We start from the raw sequence: 17,502 nt of genomic DNA on the forward strand, positions 1-17,502 counted from the left end.
ACAGACAGCTTCACGCAAGGCCCGACAAATACTCTCGTGCATAACAGGTAAAGCGAGGTTTTCAGATGAGCATTTTCGGCAGCATGAAGACGGCAGTATCGGGGATGAACGCGCAGGCCAACCGCCTCAGCACCGTCGCCGACAACATCGCCAACGTTAACACGACCGGTTACAAGGCCGTGTCGACGAGCTTCTCGTCGCTGGTTCTGCCCTCCTCGGGCGGCAACTACAATTCCGGCGGCGTTCAGACCTCCGTCCGCCAAGCCGTCTCCGACCAGGGCGATATTTCCTACACCACGTCGAGCACCGACCTTGCAATCTCAGGCGACGGCTTCTTCATCGTCCAGGGTCCTGACGGCACCCCGGTTCTGACCCGCGCTGGCGACTTCACCAAGGACGACGAAGGCAATCTCGTCAACGCCGCCGGCTTCATGCTGATGGGCTATTCCTACGACTCCGGCTCTCCTGCTGTCGTCGTCAACGGCTTCGATGGCCTCGTTCCCGTCAACGTCAACCAGGATGGGTTGACCGCCATCGCCTCGACCTCAGGTATCTTCAAGGGCAACCTCGACTCCAATGCCAAGATCGCTCCGGTCGCTCCCGCGACGCTGCCGAGCGCCAACCTCGCCACGACGACGACCGACACCAAGAAGGTCTCGATGGTCGCCTATGACCGTCTCGGCAACAAGGTGATGTACGACTTCTACTTCACGAAAAAAACAGTTGTTACGCCGCCGCCGGCAACGCCCGCTACGGCTGCCACCTGGGAAGTGTCGATGTTCCGCAACGCCGATGCTGCGGTGGGCGGCACGACCTCCTTCCCCTACAGCACCGCCTCTGTCGGCACCGGAACGCTCAGCTTCGACGCCAACGGCAAGTTGACCGCGGGCGGCGCCGTTAACATCGTCGACCCAGTGACTGGTCAGACGATTGCCATGGACTTCTCCGCCTTCACACAGCTCGGTGCCGACTTCTCCGGCACCGGCACGCCGAACGGTCAGGCAGCGACCCCGGTCAAGGACGTCACGGTTGATGGCGACGGCATCGTCTACGCGAAATACGAAGACGGCAGCACCAAGCCGCTCTATCGCATTCCGCTGGCCAATGTCGCCAGCCCGGACAAGCTGACGCTGATGAGCGGCAACGTCTACAGCGCCAACGGCCAGTCGGGCGTCACCGTCACCGGCTTCCCGCAGACCAACGGTCTCGGCACGATCAAATCAGGCGCTCTCGAAGGTTCGAACGTCGACCTCGCCGGCGAGCTGACCGAGATGATCGAATCGCAGCGCAGCTATACCGCCAATTCCAAGGTGTTCCAGACGGGTTCCGACATTATGGACGTTCTCGTCAACCTCAAGAGATAAGCAAGGTACCGGGTAAGCCATGTCGCTCACATCCGCACTTAATACCGCGCAGAACATATTCAACAATACGGGCACTCAGAGCAGTGTCGTATCGAACAATATCTCGAATGCGGGCAACAAAGATTACGTGCGCCGGCAGGCGATGCTCACCACGTCCTTGAATGGCGCACAGGTCGTCAAGATCGATCGGGCGCAGGAAGAGGCGCTGCTGCGCCAATACCTGAAGACATCCTCTCAGGACAGTGCCCAGCAGGCATTGCTCGGCGGTCTCGAGGACCTCAAGTCGATCGTGGGTGGCAACGACTACGAAACGTCGCCATCCACCTATCTCGGTGTTTTCCAGCAGAAGCTTCAGGCCTTCCGCACGACGCCGGGCAGCACCGTCGCTGCTCAGGGCGCCATCACCGCCGCGCAGGACGTCGCCAACTCGCTGAACAATGCCTCGCAATCCGTTCAGAACGTCCGCGCCACCGCCGACAAGCAGATCGCCACCGACGTCGATAAACTGAATACGCTTCTCAACGACTTCGAGAAGGCCAACAACGCGGTGAAGACCGCCACGGCCTCGGGTGCGGATGCATCCGGCGCGCTCGACGAGCGTGAGAAGGCTCTCAAGCAGATTTCGCAGATCGTCGGTGTCAACACGACGACGCGCGACAATAACGACATGGTGCTGAGCACCTCTGACGGGACGATCCTCTTCGAGACGATCCCGCGCAAGGTGACGTTCAAGTCTCAGGATGTCTATACCGCGACCATCACCGGCAATTCGGTCTATGTTGACGGTGTGGCACTTCCACGGGGCAGCGGATCGACGACGACGGGGCAGGGAAGCCTTCAGTCTCTCCTCCAGGTCCGCGACGAGATCGCCCCGAATTTCCAGAAGCAGCTCGACGAAGTCGCCCGCGGCCTGGTCTCGCTCTTCAAGGAGCAGAACACGGTGGCCGGCCCGGCCTATGTGCCCGGCCTCTTCACCTGGAGCGGCGGCACGGTCGATACCGGCGCCACCGCGGTTGCCGGCATGGCGGCGACCATCACAGTCAGCAGCCGCGTCATCACCTCGCAAGGCGGCGATCCGATGCGCTTGCGCGATGGCGGCGTCAACGCCACCGGCCTCGTCCTGAACACGTCAGGCGCCAGCGGTTATACGACGGAACTCGATCGTCTCTATACCGCATTGGGCTCCGACATCGATTTCGATCCAGCGGCGGGGACGCCTGTCGGGTTCGACGCCACGACAGGCATCGATTCAAACGTCAGCATCATGGAATTCGCCACAAATTCCCTCGGCTGGCTCGAACAGTACCGTAGCAATGCCACGACGGCAGCGGAAAACACCTCGGCGGCGCTGTCACGCTCTGACGAAGCCTATTCCAACGAGACGGGCGTCAACCTCGACGAGGAGCTGACGCTGCTCCTCGACATAGAGCAGTCCTACAAGGCGGCGACCAAGATCTTGAACGCCGTTGACGAAATGTTGAAGTCATTGCTGGATATTGCGAGTTAAGCCATGAAGAGCTCATTTATTTCAAGTTCGGCCATTCAGAATGCGATGCGGTTGACGATCCGTCAGGCGCAGAACCAGATGACGAAGGCGACGATGGAAGCGACGACGGGAGTCTATGCGGATATCGGTGTCTCGCTCGGCGGCAACGCCGCCAGGAGCGTGGACTTCAGCCGCGAGGTCGACAGGATAGACTCGATCAAATCAAGCAATTCGCTTGTCACCGCGCGCATGGAATCCTCGCAGCTCGGCCTTTCCAAGATGAAGGATGTCGGCGACGGCCTCGTTTCGAAGCTGACGGCGCTCCAGGGCAGCCATGATCCCGGCAGCATCACCGTCGCCATCCAGTCGGCGACCAGCGCCCTGTCCACAATGATGGACACGGCCAATACCATGGTAAACGGCGAATATCTGTTCTCGGGCATCAACACCGATGTGCAGCCGCTGACCGACAAGACGACCGCGACCAGTGCCGCCATCGTCACGGAGTTGAATACTTACGCCGCCGCTCTCGTGCCGCCGAAGGCGGTCAGTGCTCTCACCGGCGCCGAAATGAGCACCTTCATCACCACGAAGGTAGAGCCGATGTTCAGCCAGGCCGCCTGGACCGACCCGACGACCGGCTGGTCGCAGGCATCGAGCCAGAACATGACGAGCCGCATCAGCAACTCCGAGGTGATCGAATCCTCGACCAATGCCAATTCCGAGGGCATGCGTTACTTCGCGCTCGCCTCGGTGATGACCTCGGCGCTGTTGGGCCAGGGCCTCAGCAGCGATGCGATGAGCACGGTGTCCAAACAGGCGATCAGCTATACGACCAAGGCGACCAGCGGCCTCGTGACCCAGGCAAGCCAGCTCGGCCTTTCCCAGGAGCGCGTCAAGAAGTCCAACGACGCCCTCGACGCCCAGTCCAACATCATCAAGAACAAGCTCGTCGACCTCCAGGGCGTCGATCCCTATGAAGCCTCGACCCTCGTCAAGACTTTGGAAACGCAGCTTGAAACCGCTTACACGATCGTCTCGAAGATCCAGCAGTTGAGTCTTGTAAACTACCTTTGATGAGCAAAGGCGCGCAATAAAGAAGGATGCATGAATGTATCAGTTCTCATATGCCGAAGTCATGCAGGACTCGGTAGCCGACGCGAAAGAGCGGGAATGGCAGGTTCTTGACCGGTCCATAGACTTGCTGGCGGCGGCGCGCGAAAAGGAAAAATACGGCCGGGAAGCCATTGAAGCCCTGTTTTATACACGCCGGGTCTGGATCAGCTTCATCGAGGATCTCAAACATCCCGACAACCAGCTGGAGATCGGGCTCAGGGCCAACCTCATCTCGATCGCGATCTGGATATTGAAGGAATGCGACAGGATCAGAAAACGTCAGTCTAATAACTACCAGGGCATCATCGACGTTACCACCATCATCAGGGATGGACTTAAATGAAAAGTACACTTCGCATTTCTCTGAAAGCCGGAGAAAGAATCTTCATCAACGGCGCCGTCCTGCGCGTCGACCGCAAGGTCGCGCTGGAATTCCTGAATGATGTGACGTTCCTTCTCGAAAACCACGTCCTCCAACCGGAGGGCGCCACGACGCCGCTGCGTCAGCTCTATTTCATCGCGCAGATGATCCTCATCAATCCAGAGGGCAAGGACCACTCGACGGCGTTGTTCCGCAAGTCGATCACCATGCTGCTCACCTGCTTCAAGAACGAAGAGATCCTCGCCGAACTGAAGCGCATCGATGCGCTCGTCTCGACTGGTCGCGCCTTCGATGCACTCAAGGCGATCCGCGGCCTCTACGCGATCGAAGACAATATCCTCAACAACCACGAAATGCCGCCGACGATGGTCGAGCAGATTCGCAGGGAGATTGCACCATGGCGGTAGATGCAACATCAAGCGTGGCCAACACGAGTTCGACGAGTACGACGAACACGGCCCAGCAGAAGGCGACGCTGAACTACGACAATTTCCTTCAACTGCTCATCGCGCAGATGAAGAACCAGGATCCGACCGATCCGGTCGACGCCAGCGAACAGATGTCGCAGCTGGCGAGCTTCTCGCAGGTCGAGCAGACGATCCAGACCAACACCAAGCTGGACACGCTGCTCGCCAGTTCGAGCCTCACCCAGGCCAGCAGCTACGTCGGCAAATACATGGAAAGCGCCGACGGCACCGTCAAAGGCACCATCGAATCCGTCAAGGTTTATTCCGACGGAATCATTGCGACGACCACGGATGGCGGTAATATACTCGTGCAGGCGGGAATCACCGTTGCCGACAAGGCGCCGACGACGTCGACCGATACCTGATACCCACGGCGCCGGTGCGCCGCATAGCTCGGGTGATACCAATCAATGGCGGTCCGGCCACGGCGGGGCTGCTTCAAGGCGATATGAGGTTGCCTTCGGATGAATGAAGCTGATGCATTGGATCTGTTCCAGGCGGCGATCTGGACCGTGTTGATTGCTGCCGGTCCCGCCGTCATCGCCGCGATGGTGGTAGGTCTCGTCATTGCCTTGATCCAGGCGCTGACCCAGGTGCAGGAAGCGACACTGACCTTCGTGCCGAAGATCGTCGCGGTGCTGATCACGGTCGGTGTCACCGCGCCGTTCGTCGGCTCGCAGATCTCGATTTTCACCAATCTGGTCTTCTCGCGCATCCAGTCCGGTTTCTGAGCCACCTTCGCGCAAGCTTCGCCATTTAACTCTCGATCCGAATTGGGCGGACCGCATGTCCGCCTCCTCTCATGAAGAGACGGAATCGTCATGGCGCAACCACCTGCACTCCCCCTTCCGAAAGTCGCCCCGAACCTGCGCGATGTCGGTTTTGCCCTCGGCATCATCGTTATCATCTGCATCCTCTTCCTGCCGATCCCGCCATTCCTGATCGACATGGGACTGGCCTTCTCGATCGCCCTCTCGGTGCTGATCCTGATGGTCGCGTTGTGGATCCAGAAACCGCTCGATTTCTCGTCTTTTCCGACCATTCTTCTGATCGCGACGATGACGCGGCTGGCGTTGAACATCGCGACGACCCGCGTCATTCTTTCGCATGGCCATGAGGGCCACGATGCGGCAGGCGGCGTCATCGCCGGTTTCGCAAGCCTGGTGATGTCCGGTGACTTCGTCATTGGTCTGATCGTCTTCCTGATCCTCATCACCATCAACTTCATCGTCATCACCAAGGGTGCTACGCGTATCGCCGAAGTCGGCGCGCGTTTCACCCTGGATGCCATCCCCGGCAAGCAGATGTCGATCGACGCCGATCTATCGGCCGGCATTATCGACGAGAGGGAAGCCCAGCGCCGGCGCAAGGAGCTCGAGGAGGAAAGCTCCTTCTTCGGGGCGATGGACGGTGCGTCGAAATTCGTGCGCGGCGATGCCGTCGCCGGCCTGATCATCACCTGCATCAACATCTTCGGCGGCATCATCATCGGCTATTTCCGCCACGGCATGCCGATCGGCGAAGCGGCCGACGTTTTCGTCAAGCTCTCCGTCGGCGACGGCCTCGTCGCACAGATGCCGGCTCTCATCGTCTCGCTCGCGGCCGGCCTTCTCGTCTCGCGCGGCGGCACCACCGGCTCCACCGACCAGGCGGTCGTCAATCAGCTGAGCGGTTATCCCCGTGCGCTTTCCGTCTCGGCGGTGCTGATGTTCATCCTGGCCCTGATGCCGGGCCTGCCGTTCGTCCCCTTCGTATCCCTCGGCGGTCTTCTGGCCTTCGGCGCCTGGTTCATCCCACGTCAGGTCGAGGCAGAGAACATGCTTCGCCGCGAGCAGGAAGAAAAAAAGGTCGTCCAGAGCAAGGAACTGGAAAAGGATTCGGTCAAGGCAGTGCTGCGCACCTCCGAAATCGAGCTCGCACTCGGCAAGATGGTCTCGACGCGCCTGCTCGGCGCCCACCAGGAGCTGGCCTTCCGCGTCGGCAAGATGCGCAAGAAGTTCGCCACGCAATACGGCTTCGTCGTGCCCGAGATCAAGGTCACCGACGATATCGCCATCGCCGAGAAGTCCTACCAGATCCGTATCCACGGCACGACGGTCGCCTCCAACCTACTGCGCGTCGGCGAAGTCCTCGTCGTGACCGGCGCCGGCCGCCGGCCGAGCATTCCCGGCGACGAAATCCGCGAACCCGCTTTCGGCATGCCTGCCGTCTCGATCCTCGAAAACTTCGCCGACGATCTGAAACGCGAGGGCTTCCAGCCGATCGACAACGTCTCCGTCGTGTTGACCCATATGAGCGAGGTGATCCGCAACAACCTGCCGCAGCTTCTGTCCTACAAGGACGTTAAGGTGCTGATCGATCGGCTCGACCCAGAATACAAGAAGCTCGCCGACGAGATCTGCTCGTCGCACATGTCCTATTCCGGCCTGCAGGCGGTGCTCAAGCTGCTGCTTGCCGAACGCGTCTCGATCCGCAACCTGCATCTCATTCTCGAAGCGGTGGCCGAACTCGCCCCGCATGTCAGGAAGACCGAGCAGATTGTCGAGCATGTCCGCATCCGCATGGCCCAGCAGCTTTGCGGCGACTTGGCCGACAACGGCGTGCTGCGCGTGCTGCGGCTGGGCAGCAAATGGGATCTCGCTTTCCACCAGGCGCTGAAGCGCGACGCCAAGGGCGAGGTGATCGAATTCGACATCGATCCGCGCAGCCTGGAGGAGTTCAGCGAGCAGGCCACCAAAGTTATCCGTGAGTTCATGGATCGCGGCCTGCCATTCGCACTTGTCACGTCGCCGGAAACACGCTCCTATGTGCGCATGATCATCGAGAGGCTGTTCGCCACGCTCCCGGTCCTGTCGCATGTCGAACTGGCCAAGGGCATCGAGATAAAGATTTTGGGCTCTATTTCATGATAACAGACCCGCAAGGGACCGTTCTCGCGCTGTTTCTGGTTTTCTGCCGGATCGGTGGCTGTGTGCTGGCTCTTCCGGGTTTTTCCTCGGCGCGCGTGCCCGATCAGCTGCGCGTCTTCATTGCGGGGGCGCTGTCGATCGCCGTCATGCCGTTGCTCTGGGATACCGTCTATCCGGCCGTTCACACCGGTGCCGGAACCTATATCGGCCTGATCTTCAGCGAATCGCTGATCGGCGTGATGTATGGCATGCTGGCGAGGATCTACACGCTCGGCATGCAGTTCGCCGCGACGATCATCGCCATGATGGTCGGCTACACCCAGCCGGGTTCCGCCGACATCCTCGAAGACACGCCGGAGACCAGCCTTTCCGGCTTCATTACCTTTGCCGGCATGATGATTCTCTTCATTATGGATTTCCATCACATCGTCTTCCGCGCGCTGATCGATTCCTACACGACCATGCCCTTCGGCGGCTTGATGCAGATGCGCGCGACGCTGATCTCCTTTACCGACACGCTGGAGCAGACCACCTACATCATGCTGCGGCTGTCGAGCCCGTTTTTGATCTACGGCCTGATCTTCAACGTCTCGATCGGTTTCATCAACAAGCTGGCGCCGCAGATCCCGGTCTACTTCATCTCCACGCCCTATCTGCTGATGGGCGGGCTCTTCCTGATCTATTTCTCGATTGCGGCGATGGTCAGCCAGTTCGGCCAGTCCTTCGGCTCGATCTATATCGGGCGATGAGGCTGATATGATCGAAAAGAAGCGCTCCCAGAAGCTCAAGCGGCTGCTCTCGGTGCAGCGGCATATCGAAAGAATGGCCGAGAACGACCTGGCCGAAACCAGCCGCCAGCGTGTCGAGGTCAATGTGGCGATGGACGACGTCATCCTCGCGCTCGGCTCGATGGACCCCGTCCACCACGCCTTCTCGCAAAATTACGCCGACCGATTCGGCAGGCTCACCATCAAGGACCAGCAGCTGACCGGCATGCAGCAGATCCACGAGATGCGGCTGACGCGCGAGCGCGCCAAGGGCGACCGCCTCGAAGAGGGCATGCAGGAAGCCCTCGAGGCCGAGCGCCGCGAGGCAGATGACAACGCCGTCTACGATGTCATCGATCAGCAATTCGCAACGCCAGCCTCCAGCAAGCTTCAAAAACCATAGTCATTACGATCTTAAATTCAGAGGATTGTAACGTGGCTATTTCGCCCCCCAGTGATCTGGTCCTGGACGTTGTCAAAGCTGCCGACCCCATGGAGCTTCAGGCAGCCCAGGAAAAGTTGAAGGCAAATCGCGCGGCCTTTGCCGCAACGAGCCTCGCCGAGAATGGCAAGGGCTTCTCCAATACGGTCGACGTTCTCGATCAAGTCGGCCAGAAGAGTGGCCTCAACAACATTCAGAACCGCACCAAGGCCGAGGAAGCTCCGGAAAGCTACCGGAAGTTCGAGGCCATGGTACTGCAGAATTTCGTCAAGTCCATGCTGCCGAGCGAAAGCGAAGACGTCTACGGCAAGGGTGCGACCGGCGATATCTGGAAAGGCATGATGGCCGAACAGCTCGGCAACGTCATGGCCAAGGGAGACGGCATCGGCATCGCCAAGCAGATGTACAGCGAGCAGTTGCGCCGGCAGGAAGGCAAGATCGTCAATGCCTCCACCGACGACGATGACCGCAACACCGCGCTCAGCATGATCGACGACTTCCAGCGCAAGACCTTTGGCACGCCGACCGCCGAAGCCAAGACCGACAGAACAGGATGATTTTAGGCCCGTTGGCCCAAAATCTGAATCCTGTTCTCAATTAAAGAGTTAGAGCGTGATGCCGTCCGAAAACCGCGCACACTTTTCGGCATCATGCTCTAAGCGACGCATAACCGAGGGTACAATGGAAATAGTTTCGAACGAATACAGGATCAAATCCGTTCTCGGACGCCTCGAAATGATCATCGATAATGAGAACACCCGGATCGGCAACGATCCGCAGTTCGATCTCAAGGTCTCCAATGCGCATAAGAGCCGCTGCCTCTACGAGCTGTCGACGCTTTTCCGCGACACCGATCCGGCCGAGCTTGCCGCTGCCCATCTCGATCAGCTGCACGGTCTGAAGAAGAAACTGGTTCTCAATGCCCGTCGCGTCGAGGCGCATCTCGAAGCGGTTCGCGCCGTCGCCGACCTCCTGAAGAACGCGGTTCAGGACGCCGATGCCGACGGCACCTATTCCCAGGAACAATTCGCCGCGCGTGGAAACTGATGATCAAGCTCGTCCTCACCGGTGTCTGGGTTTGCGCCATCACCTTGGCATCGGTCTATTTCTCGGTGTACCTGGCGACCGCGCCGGCGCCCGCAGCAACGGATTCCAAGCAGAGCGCTCTTGAACTGGTGAAGGGCGAAACGATCACGGTGCCGATCATTGGCAACGGTGCGATCACCGGTTACTTCCTCGGCCGCGTTTCGTTCATGATGAACAAGGACATGTTGAAAGGCGTGACGTTGCCGCTGAGCGAGATGACGACGGACGAGCTTTTCAGTTTGCTCGTCGGCAACAAGATGGTCGATATCGCCCACATCAAATCCTTCGATCCGAAGGCCTTCCGCGAGGAGATCAAGAAGGGCATGAACGAGCGCCTCGGCGGCGAATACGTCGCCGACGTGATGCTGGAGCAGCTCGATTATCTCTCCAAGGAAGAGGTCAAGGAAAGCTCCGCCGGTCAGCCGAAGAAGGTGGGCAAACCCGTCAAGATCGTCGAGACCGCACCGGCCGCCGAAGCACCGGCCCCAGCGGCCCACTAAACATCATTTGATCATCGACGACAAACGGCGCCCGAGGGCGCCGTTTGTCGTTGGCGCGTGGTTAATAATCCACTTATACGAGCATGGAAATTCAAGGAATTTTCCTAAGGGTTGTTTGAAACCGTCCTGTTATATCAGGTGTCACAGCTTGGCATGCGCCGCTTATCCGAGATCGGAGCGACGCCGTCCCGGCGGGACGCGACCGGTCCTTTCGAGACCTCCGGTGCGGAAATATAGGCTTGTTTTCCGGGATGTCGGGCGCATGCAGCACCCTCGGCAGGAGGTAGGAATGAATCTGATTGCAAACTTCGCGGTGCTCGCATCGCGGCGGACGATCTTCGATCTGCCGGTCTGCGATCTCGGCTGGGACGATGCCCTCGTTTTCATCAACGAGCTGGCCTCTATTCCCGTCGGCCAGACCGTGGTTTGCTTCGTCAACGCCCACAACATGCTGACCGCGCTGCGCGACGACGAATATTACCGGATCATGTCGCACAATCTGGTGCTGCCTGATGGTATCGGCCTCAACATCGCATCGCAGATCGCCCATGGTTCGCCGTTTCCCGCCAATCTGAACGGCACCGATTTCGTGCCGGCCTTCCTCACCTTCATGGAGGCCCCGCGCCGCATCGGCCTCATCGGCGGTGAGCGTTCGGTCGTCGAGGCAGCGGCGGAAAATTTCCGCAGGCACACGCCCTGGCACGAATTCGTCGTCGTTTCCGACGGTTACTTCGACAAGGTCGATCCCACAGATGTCATCGAGGAACTCGAGCGCCAGAAGGTCGATATCCTGATCGTCGGTATGGGGACGCCGCTGCAGGAAAAATGGGTTCACGATCATATTCGCGCCGATCATGCACGCCTGGTGCTGACGGTGGGCGCTCTCTTCGACTTTGTCTCCGGCGCCGTCCCACGCGCGCCGAGGACGGTGCGGATGATGCGCCTGGAATGGGCCTATCGCCTGCTGCAGGAGCCGACGCGCCTCTGGCGCCGTTACATCATCGGCATCCCGGTGTTTCTCTTCCATGTCCTGCGCTACCGCTTCCGCCGGCGCGAAAGGATCCTCAGCCATCCGGAAGAGCACGGCAGCGCGCTGCAGCCGCGGTCGGATCATAAGAAGGCGAGCTGACCTTATAGCGCCGCGCGTCTAACAAGACGCGCGGCTTAGCAATTTTTGCCCGCTGCGGTTAACCATTTCTTTGCCATGAATATTTAGAGTGGCTTAATCATCTGTATCCGTGCGGATGAGCGAACTCGGCCATCATGTGCATGAGATGTGGCGCAAATGTACGATATCAGGGCCAGAAACAACTTCCAGGATCGCGTAGCCGCAGGGCCGCGCCATGATGACGATTCCTATGGGGCACCCCGGTCTCGCCAGCCTGATATCGCGCCGCCCGAGGCCGAATTGCTGCGCGCCATCGGCCGGGTGCTGGAGGAGCAGCGCGCCAGGGCGGCGCGCACCGCACCGCTGGTCGACCGCATCGAAACCATCCTCGGCAACCGCCTCCGGGCCGCCAACGACGTCGGCCATCCGCTTCTTCAGCAGCCGGCGGGCGACGAAGAGCTGAGCGTTCCGGCCGACGAGCCGATGATCTCACCCGAACCGTTGGCAGCGGTCCGTGAAGAACCCGCGGCGGCCCGGTCGGTCGCACCGCGCCGCCGCGTGGGCGGCATTGGTCTTGTGATGATGGTGGCCGCCGCGACGATCGTCGGCGCGGGCTTGCCGGCGCTGATGCCGGCTTCGCCGGCCCTCTACCGTGCCGAGGCGACGCTTGCGGTGAAGAGCGATGCCGCAAGCCGCGCTGCCTTCACCCAGGCCGCGGCGAAAGGGCTGCTGTCGGCGCGGGTGGTTGCTTCGACGGTGGCCGCCCTGAAACTCGATCACGACCCCGAATTTGCCGGCGCCAGTGCCAATGCGCTCGGCGTCGCGCTCGATCTCCTCTCGGCGACCGGCGCTGCTGCCGATCCGGCCTCGCGCGCCGAGGCGACGCTGAAACATGCGGTCGAGATACTGCCCGATGCCGCCGCCGGCACCATCCTCGTCAGGGCGACGACCGGTAATAGCGGCAAATCCATGCGCATCGCCGCAAAGCTTGCCGAAGCGGTGTCCGCAGCAGACGGACCCGGCGGCAACGTCGAGACCGATACCGCCTTGCGCAAAACCTATGACGAGGTGAAAGTGGAGCTTGCCGCCTTCACGGCGAAGAGCGGCGAGGGCAACGTCAAGGTGGCGATCGATCTTCGCCGCCAGATCGACCAGCTCGATGCCGATCTGAAAGCGGCCGACCAGAACATCCTTGCCGCCAAGGCGCAGACCGACCGGCTCAAAGCCGCAAAACTTGCCGAAGTGCTCGACGGTTCGCTCCCCTCCGATATGCTTTCGCCGGCGCTGCAGGACTGGCGTGACAAATATGCCGTCGCCAAAACGACGCTTGCGCAGCTTTCCGCCGAGCTCGGCCCGCGCCATCCGCGCCTCTTGCAGCAGCAGGCCGAAACCGACGGTCTGAAGGAGAATATGGGCAAGGAGCTGACCCGTCTTGCCCAGACTGCCAACCTCGCCGCCAAAGCCGCCGTCGATGCGCGCAAGGGCCTGAACGATCGCCGCAACACGCTGATCGCCCAGAGCCGGGACACCGGCGTCGATTTGTCACGCCTGACCGAGCTCAGCGAAAAGGCGAATGCCGCCCGCTCGCGCCTCGAAGAGGCGACGTCCACAGCGGTGGAAACGGCCGCCGACGGTCGTATCGTTCTCCTGAAGCCAGCATTGGCAACCGCAGTATCGGGAAGCGATGGCCTGACCGGCCGCTCGCTGGCCGGTGCCGCAGCGGGCCTTGCGATAGGCCTTGCCGCGGCTTTCTTGCTCCGGCTGCGGAGGCCCGTCGCCGATCCCGCAAGGGAAAAAATGCCAGTACTTCGGCCGCAGGCCGCACTGCCGTCGATGCCCGCGCAGGCCCCCGCACCGGTCGACGAGATGGAGCTGCTGCGCTCCGAGATCTCCGGCCTGCGCGACCGGCTTCGTGTTCATGCGCTCGAAGCGCGGCAGCCCCTGCGCTGAAAACATTTCCTTGCAAGCTTGCTATTGCCTTGCCGCTTTCGGACAGGATAGGGCGTTAGCGGGCAATTGACGCTCGCCGAATATCCATAGATTGACGCGAAACAGGGCGGAGAGACGCGTGACGACAGTAATCGACGGAAAGAACGTAGCTGCATCGGTCATTCAGACGGTCAAGAGTGCGACGGCGGCGCTGGAAAAGAGCAGCGGCGTCACCACCGGTCTTGCGGTTGTCATCGTTGGCGACGATCCGGCAAGCCACGCCTATGTCGGCTCCAAGGGCCGCATGGCCAAGGAGTGCGGCTTCAAGTCCGTTCAGCACACGCTGCCGGCCGAGACGAAGCAGGAGGATCTGGCAGCCCTCGTCGCCAGCCTCAACGCCGATCCGTCGATCCACGGCATTCTGGTGCAGCTGCCCCTGCCGAAGCCGCTCGACAGCGAGGCGATCATCCAGTCGATCCTGCCGGAAAAGGATGTCGACGGTCTGAGCGTCGTCAATGCCGGCAAGCTCGCCACCGGCGATCTGAAGACCGGACTTGTCTCCTGCACCCCGGCCGGCGCCATGGTCTTCGTCCGCCGCACCCATGGCGAGGATCTCTCCGGCCTCAACGCCGTCGTCATCGGTCGCTCCAACCTGTTCGGCAAGCCGATGGCGCAATTGCTGCTCAACGCCAATGCGACGGTGACGATCGCTCATTCCAGGACCAAGAATCTCGCCGAGGTCTGCCGCAACGCCGATATCCTGGTGGCCGCCGTCGGCCGGCCGGAGATGGTCAGGGCCGATTGGGTCAAGCCCGGTGCGACGGTCATCGACGTCGGCATCAATCGGGTGGCAGCCCCCGAAAGAGGCGAGGGCAAGACCCGGCTCGTCGGTGACGTCGCCTTCGAGGAGGTTTCGGCGGTCGCCAGCACCATAACCCCGGTTCCCGGCGGCGTCGGGCCGATGACCATTGCCATGCTGATGGCCAATACGGTCATTGCCGCCCATCGCACCGCAGGGCAGACACCGCCGCAGTTTTGATTAGAGCATGATGCCGAAAAGTGTGAGCGGTTTTCGGACGACATCCTGTTCTAGGCCTGGGGAACAGGACCGGTCGAGGCCCTGACGATCAGCTCGGTCTTCCAGAGCTCCTGGTCGGGGAAGGGGCCCGCCTGCTTTACCGTGCCGATCAGCCGCTGCGCGATGCGAACGCCCGCCGCCCGCAGTGAAGAGCGCGTCGTCGTCAGCGGCACGGAAAAGCTTTCCGGTTTCAGCAGCGGCAGTACGTCGTCATGGGCGATCAGCGAGATATCCTCGCCGAGCCGCAATCCGGCCTGGTTGACCGCGCGGATCGCGCCGAGCGCCAGCACCGTGCTGGAGCAGAGGATCGCCGTCGGTCGCTCCGGCAATTGCAGGAAGTGTTCCATTGCCAGCAGGCCTTGTTCGTCCGTCATCAGCGCGTGGCTCATGCAACCCTCCTCGAGCGCAAGCCCGCGCTCGGCAAGGGCGGCGACGACACCGTTCTTCCTGCGGATGGCGAAATCGAGATGCATCGGTCCGTTCATCAGCGCAAAGCGCGTATGGCCGAGCTGTAGCAAGAGCCGCGTCGCGTCGTAGAAGGCGCCTTCATTGTCGATGTCGAGATAGGGATAGTCCGGCTCCGAACCGAAGGACCGGCCGTGCACGACATAGGGCATCGAGAGCGATTTCAACATGGCGAGCCGTGGATCGTGGCCGCGCATATAGGCGACGAACAGGGCATCGACATTGCCGCTGATCGCAAGGCGGCGCAGCGCCGCCACCTCGTCATCCGGGTCGGCCGGCATGATCACGAAGTGGAAGTCGTGGCGCACGGCCTCTTCGCCCAGCCCTGCCAGGAATTCGCCGAAATGAACGTCGGACTGGTGGCCGGGCGCCGTCGGCATGACGAGGCCGATCGAGCCTGCCTTGCCGGTCGCAAGCCGTTGCGCCGCCTTGTTCGGGCGGTACCCGGTTTCCTTGACAGCCTGAAGCACGCGCTCCCGGGTCGCCTCGTTGACCTCGGGATAGCCGTTGAGCGCTCGGCTCACCGTCGTCTGAGACAGCCCCAGCAATTCCGATAGCTGTTTGAGATTCACCTGCTATGCTTCCTCCCGGCCCGCCCGTCAGCCGTCTTGAAAAGGCCTGCCGCCTCCCAGTGGTATCCAAAGCGCTTTCAATTATGTATCATCTGGCGCGCTTGACTCAAGAAAAATCGCTCCATAGTTCCCGATAGGTGCTGTTGCGCCGCGATATGCCCCGATATCTGGCGTGTTTGCAGCGGGTTTTCGCGAATTAACTTGACTTCATTCCACCGAAAGTGGAATGAGTTGGGTGTCAAAGCGCTTTGAAATTTCTTTATTGAGGGAATTCGGCGCGGTTGGGATTGTGATGGGAGGTTGATCACATGAAAAAGTCATTTTTGATGGGCGTTGCCGTGGCAGCGCTTTTTGCCGGTGCTGCGTCCGCGGCCGATTTGAAATTTGCCCCGGGACAGGATTCCAAGTTCAACTGGAAGAGCTATGACGAGTTCAAGGCTGCGCATGCCGATCTGAAGGGTCAGCCGCTGACGATCTTCGGGCCGTGGCGCGGCGAGGACGAGGCGTTCTTCATGAGCGTGCTTGCCTATTTCACCGAAGCCACCGGCATCGATGCCAAATACTCGTCTTCCGAAAACTACGAACAGCAGATCGTTATCGACACGCAGGCGGGCTCGCCGCCGAACATTGCCGTTCTGCCGCAGCCCGGCCTCCTGGCCGATCTCGCCAGCAAGGGCTTCCTGACGCCGCTCGGCGATGACAACTCCAAGTGGATCAAGGACAATTACGGCGCCGGCGACAGCTGGGTCGGTTACGGTACCTACAAGGGCAAGGACGGCAAGGAAGCCTTCTACGCCTTCCCGTATAAGGCCGACGTAAAATCGCTGGTCTGGTACGTGCCGGAGAATTTCGAGGAAGCCGGTTACAAGATCCCGACGACCATGGAAGAACTGCATGCCCTGACCGACCAGATCGTCAAGGACGGCGGCGTTCCCTGGTGCATCGGACTCGGTTCCGGCGGCGCCACCGGCTGGCCGGCGACCGACTGGGTCGAGGACATCATGCTGCGCATGCAGCCGCCGGAAGCCTACGACAAGTGGACGACCAACGAGCTGAAGTTCACCGATCCGGCGGTCGTTGCCGCGATCGACGAGTTTGGCAAGTTCGCCAAGAACGCGAAATACGTCGATGGCGGCGTCGCAGCCGTGGCCTCGACCGATTTCCGCGACAGCCCGAAGGGCCTCTTCGCGGTTCCGCCGAAGTGCTACATGCACCATCAGGCCTCGTTCATCCCGTCCTTCTTCCCTGAAGGCACGAAGCTCGGTCAGGATGCCGACTTCTTCTACATGCCGACCTTTGCGTCGCATCCCGAACTCGGCAAGCCGGTTCTCGGCGCCGGCACGCTCGTCTCGATCGCCAAGGACTCGAAGACGGCCCGCGCCTTCATCGACTTCCTGAAGACCCCGATCGCCCATGAGGTCTGGATGGCGCAGTCGAGCTTCCTGACGCCGTATAAGGGCGTCAGCACCGAGGCCTATGCCAACCCGCAGATGAAGAAGGAAGGCGATATCCTGACCTCGGCCACCACCTTCCGCTTCGACGGTTCCGACCTGATGCCGGGCAAGATCGGCGCCGGCGCCTTCTGGACTGGCATGGTCGATTTCGTCGGCGGCAAGTCCGCTGAAGAGGCCGCTGGCGAAATCCAGAGCGCCTGGGACGGCATCAAGTAATCTTTCAAAATTATGCCGCCGGCTTGCCGGCGGCATGGGCTTGCATGACTGGCCGGGCTCGCAAAGAGCCCGGCCATCGCAGGATATATTGTGATTGGGCTATACAAATAGATTGACGGTGACCGGCGTTGACCCGTCAGAATAAAAGCCGGTCGGAATAA

The 17,502-nt window shown here is 60.8% G+C and carries 18 protein-coding genes; 17 read left to right on the forward strand and 1 reads right to left on the reverse strand.

Annotation, left to right across the window (positions count from 1 at the left end):
- Positions 1 to 65: 65 nt before the first annotated feature.
- From ACM5SV_RS23520 to folD, 16 genes are all read left to right on the forward strand, one after another.
- On the forward strand, positions 66 to 1,364 hold the full coding sequence (locus ACM5SV_RS23520) for a flagellar hook protein FlgE (protein WP_012756075.1): 1,299 nt from the start codon (positions 66 to 68) through the stop codon (positions 1,362 to 1,364).
- Between the two features lie 19 nt (positions 1,365 to 1,383).
- Positions 1,384 to 2,871, forward strand: a complete 1,488-nt coding sequence (gene flgK, locus ACM5SV_RS23525; protein ID WP_222016302.1) for a flagellar hook-associated protein FlgK — start codon at positions 1,384 to 1,386, stop codon at positions 2,869 to 2,871.
- 3 nt (positions 2,872 to 2,874) lie between these two features.
- Positions 2,875 to 3,927 (forward strand): flagellar hook-associated family protein, encoded by a 1,053-nt coding sequence (locus tag ACM5SV_RS23530; RefSeq protein ID WP_012756077.1) that lies wholly within the window; start codon positions 2,875 to 2,877, stop codon positions 3,925 to 3,927.
- Positions 3,928 to 3,961: 34 nt separating this feature from the next.
- A complete protein-coding gene (gene flaF, locus ACM5SV_RS23535; RefSeq protein WP_003556569.1) occupies positions 3,962 to 4,309 on the forward strand; it encodes a flagellar biosynthesis regulator FlaF in 348 nt (115 codons plus the stop codon).
- The gene (gene flbT / locus ACM5SV_RS23540) at positions 4,306 to 4,755 is read left to right on the forward strand and encodes a flagellar biosynthesis repressor FlbT (protein WP_012756078.1); all 450 of its coding nucleotides are present in this window, start codon (positions 4,306 to 4,308) and stop codon (positions 4,753 to 4,755) included. The genes flaF and flbT overlap by 4 nt, the downstream gene beginning before the upstream one ends.
- The gene (flgD, locus tag ACM5SV_RS23545; protein WP_012756079.1) at positions 4,746 to 5,180 is read left to right on the forward strand and encodes a flagellar hook assembly protein FlgD; all 435 of its coding nucleotides are present in this window, start codon (positions 4,746 to 4,748) and stop codon (positions 5,178 to 5,180) included. Before flbT ends, flgD begins: the two co-directional genes overlap by 10 nt.
- 99 nt (positions 5,181 to 5,279) lie before the next feature.
- Positions 5,280 to 5,546 (forward strand): flagellar biosynthesis protein FliQ, encoded by a 267-nt coding sequence (fliQ, locus tag ACM5SV_RS23550; RefSeq protein WP_009992823.1) that lies wholly within the window; start codon positions 5,280 to 5,282, stop codon positions 5,544 to 5,546.
- A 90-nt stretch (positions 5,547 to 5,636) separates the two neighbouring features.
- A complete protein-coding gene (gene flhA / locus ACM5SV_RS23555; protein WP_012756080.1) occupies positions 5,637 to 7,724 on the forward strand; it encodes a flagellar biosynthesis protein FlhA in 2,088 nt (695 codons plus the stop codon).
- Positions 7,721 to 8,473, forward strand: a complete 753-nt coding sequence (fliR, locus tag ACM5SV_RS23560; RefSeq protein ID WP_012756081.1) for a flagellar biosynthetic protein FliR — start codon at positions 7,721 to 7,723, stop codon at positions 8,471 to 8,473. Before flhA ends, fliR begins: the two co-directional genes overlap by 4 nt.
- A 7-nt stretch (positions 8,474 to 8,480) precedes the next feature.
- On the forward strand, positions 8,481 to 8,894 hold the full coding sequence (locus ACM5SV_RS23565) for a hypothetical protein (protein ID WP_017992949.1): 414 nt from the start codon (positions 8,481 to 8,483) through the stop codon (positions 8,892 to 8,894).
- A gap of 32 nt (positions 8,895 to 8,926) precedes the next feature.
- Positions 8,927 to 9,490 (forward strand): rod-binding protein, encoded by a 564-nt coding sequence (locus ACM5SV_RS23570; RefSeq protein ID WP_221968056.1) that lies wholly within the window; start codon positions 8,927 to 8,929, stop codon positions 9,488 to 9,490.
- 124 nt (positions 9,491 to 9,614) lie between these two features.
- On the forward strand, positions 9,615 to 9,980 hold the full coding sequence (locus tag ACM5SV_RS23575) for a hypothetical protein (protein ID WP_012756084.1): 366 nt from the start codon (positions 9,615 to 9,617) through the stop codon (positions 9,978 to 9,980).
- Positions 9,980 to 10,519 (forward strand): hypothetical protein, encoded by a 540-nt coding sequence (locus ACM5SV_RS23580; RefSeq protein ID WP_012756085.1) that lies wholly within the window; start codon positions 9,980 to 9,982, stop codon positions 10,517 to 10,519. Before ACM5SV_RS23575 ends, ACM5SV_RS23580 begins: the two co-directional genes overlap by 1 nt.
- Positions 10,520 to 10,808: 289 nt before the next feature.
- On the forward strand, positions 10,809 to 11,648 hold the full coding sequence (locus ACM5SV_RS23585) for a WecB/TagA/CpsF family glycosyltransferase (RefSeq protein WP_012756086.1): 840 nt from the start codon (positions 10,809 to 10,811) through the stop codon (positions 11,646 to 11,648).
- Positions 11,649 to 11,804: 156 nt separating this feature from the next.
- Positions 11,805 to 13,577, forward strand: coding sequence for a succinoglycan biosynthesis protein exop (locus tag ACM5SV_RS23590; protein ID WP_222016298.1), 1,773 nt, complete (start codon positions 11,805 to 11,807; stop codon positions 13,575 to 13,577).
- 118 nt (positions 13,578 to 13,695) lie between these two features.
- Positions 13,696 to 14,595, forward strand: a complete 900-nt coding sequence (gene folD / locus ACM5SV_RS23595) for a bifunctional methylenetetrahydrofolate dehydrogenase/methenyltetrahydrofolate cyclohydrolase FolD (RefSeq protein ID WP_012756088.1) — start codon at positions 13,696 to 13,698, stop codon at positions 14,593 to 14,595.
- Between the two features lie 50 nt (positions 14,596 to 14,645).
- Here folD and ACM5SV_RS23600 read toward each other — a convergent pair whose 3' ends face one another.
- Positions 14,646 to 15,671: a LacI family DNA-binding transcriptional regulator gene (locus tag ACM5SV_RS23600; protein WP_012756089.1), complete on the reverse strand. Its 1,026-nt coding sequence runs from the start codon at positions 15,669 to 15,671 to the stop codon at positions 14,646 to 14,648.
- 308 nt (positions 15,672 to 15,979) lie between these two features.
- Here ACM5SV_RS23600 and ACM5SV_RS23605 point away from each other — a divergent pair, with 308 nt between their 5' ends.
- Positions 15,980 to 17,341 (forward strand): ABC transporter substrate-binding protein, encoded by a 1,362-nt coding sequence (locus ACM5SV_RS23605; protein ID WP_012756090.1) that lies wholly within the window; start codon positions 15,980 to 15,982, stop codon positions 17,339 to 17,341.
- Positions 17,342 to 17,502 lie beyond the last annotated feature (161 nt).

Origin of the sequence: Rhizobium sp. CRRU65, assembly GCF_048551595.1 — a bacterium.
Taxonomy (GTDB): Bacteria; Pseudomonadota; Alphaproteobacteria; order Rhizobiales; family Rhizobiaceae; genus Rhizobium; species Rhizobium leguminosarum_J.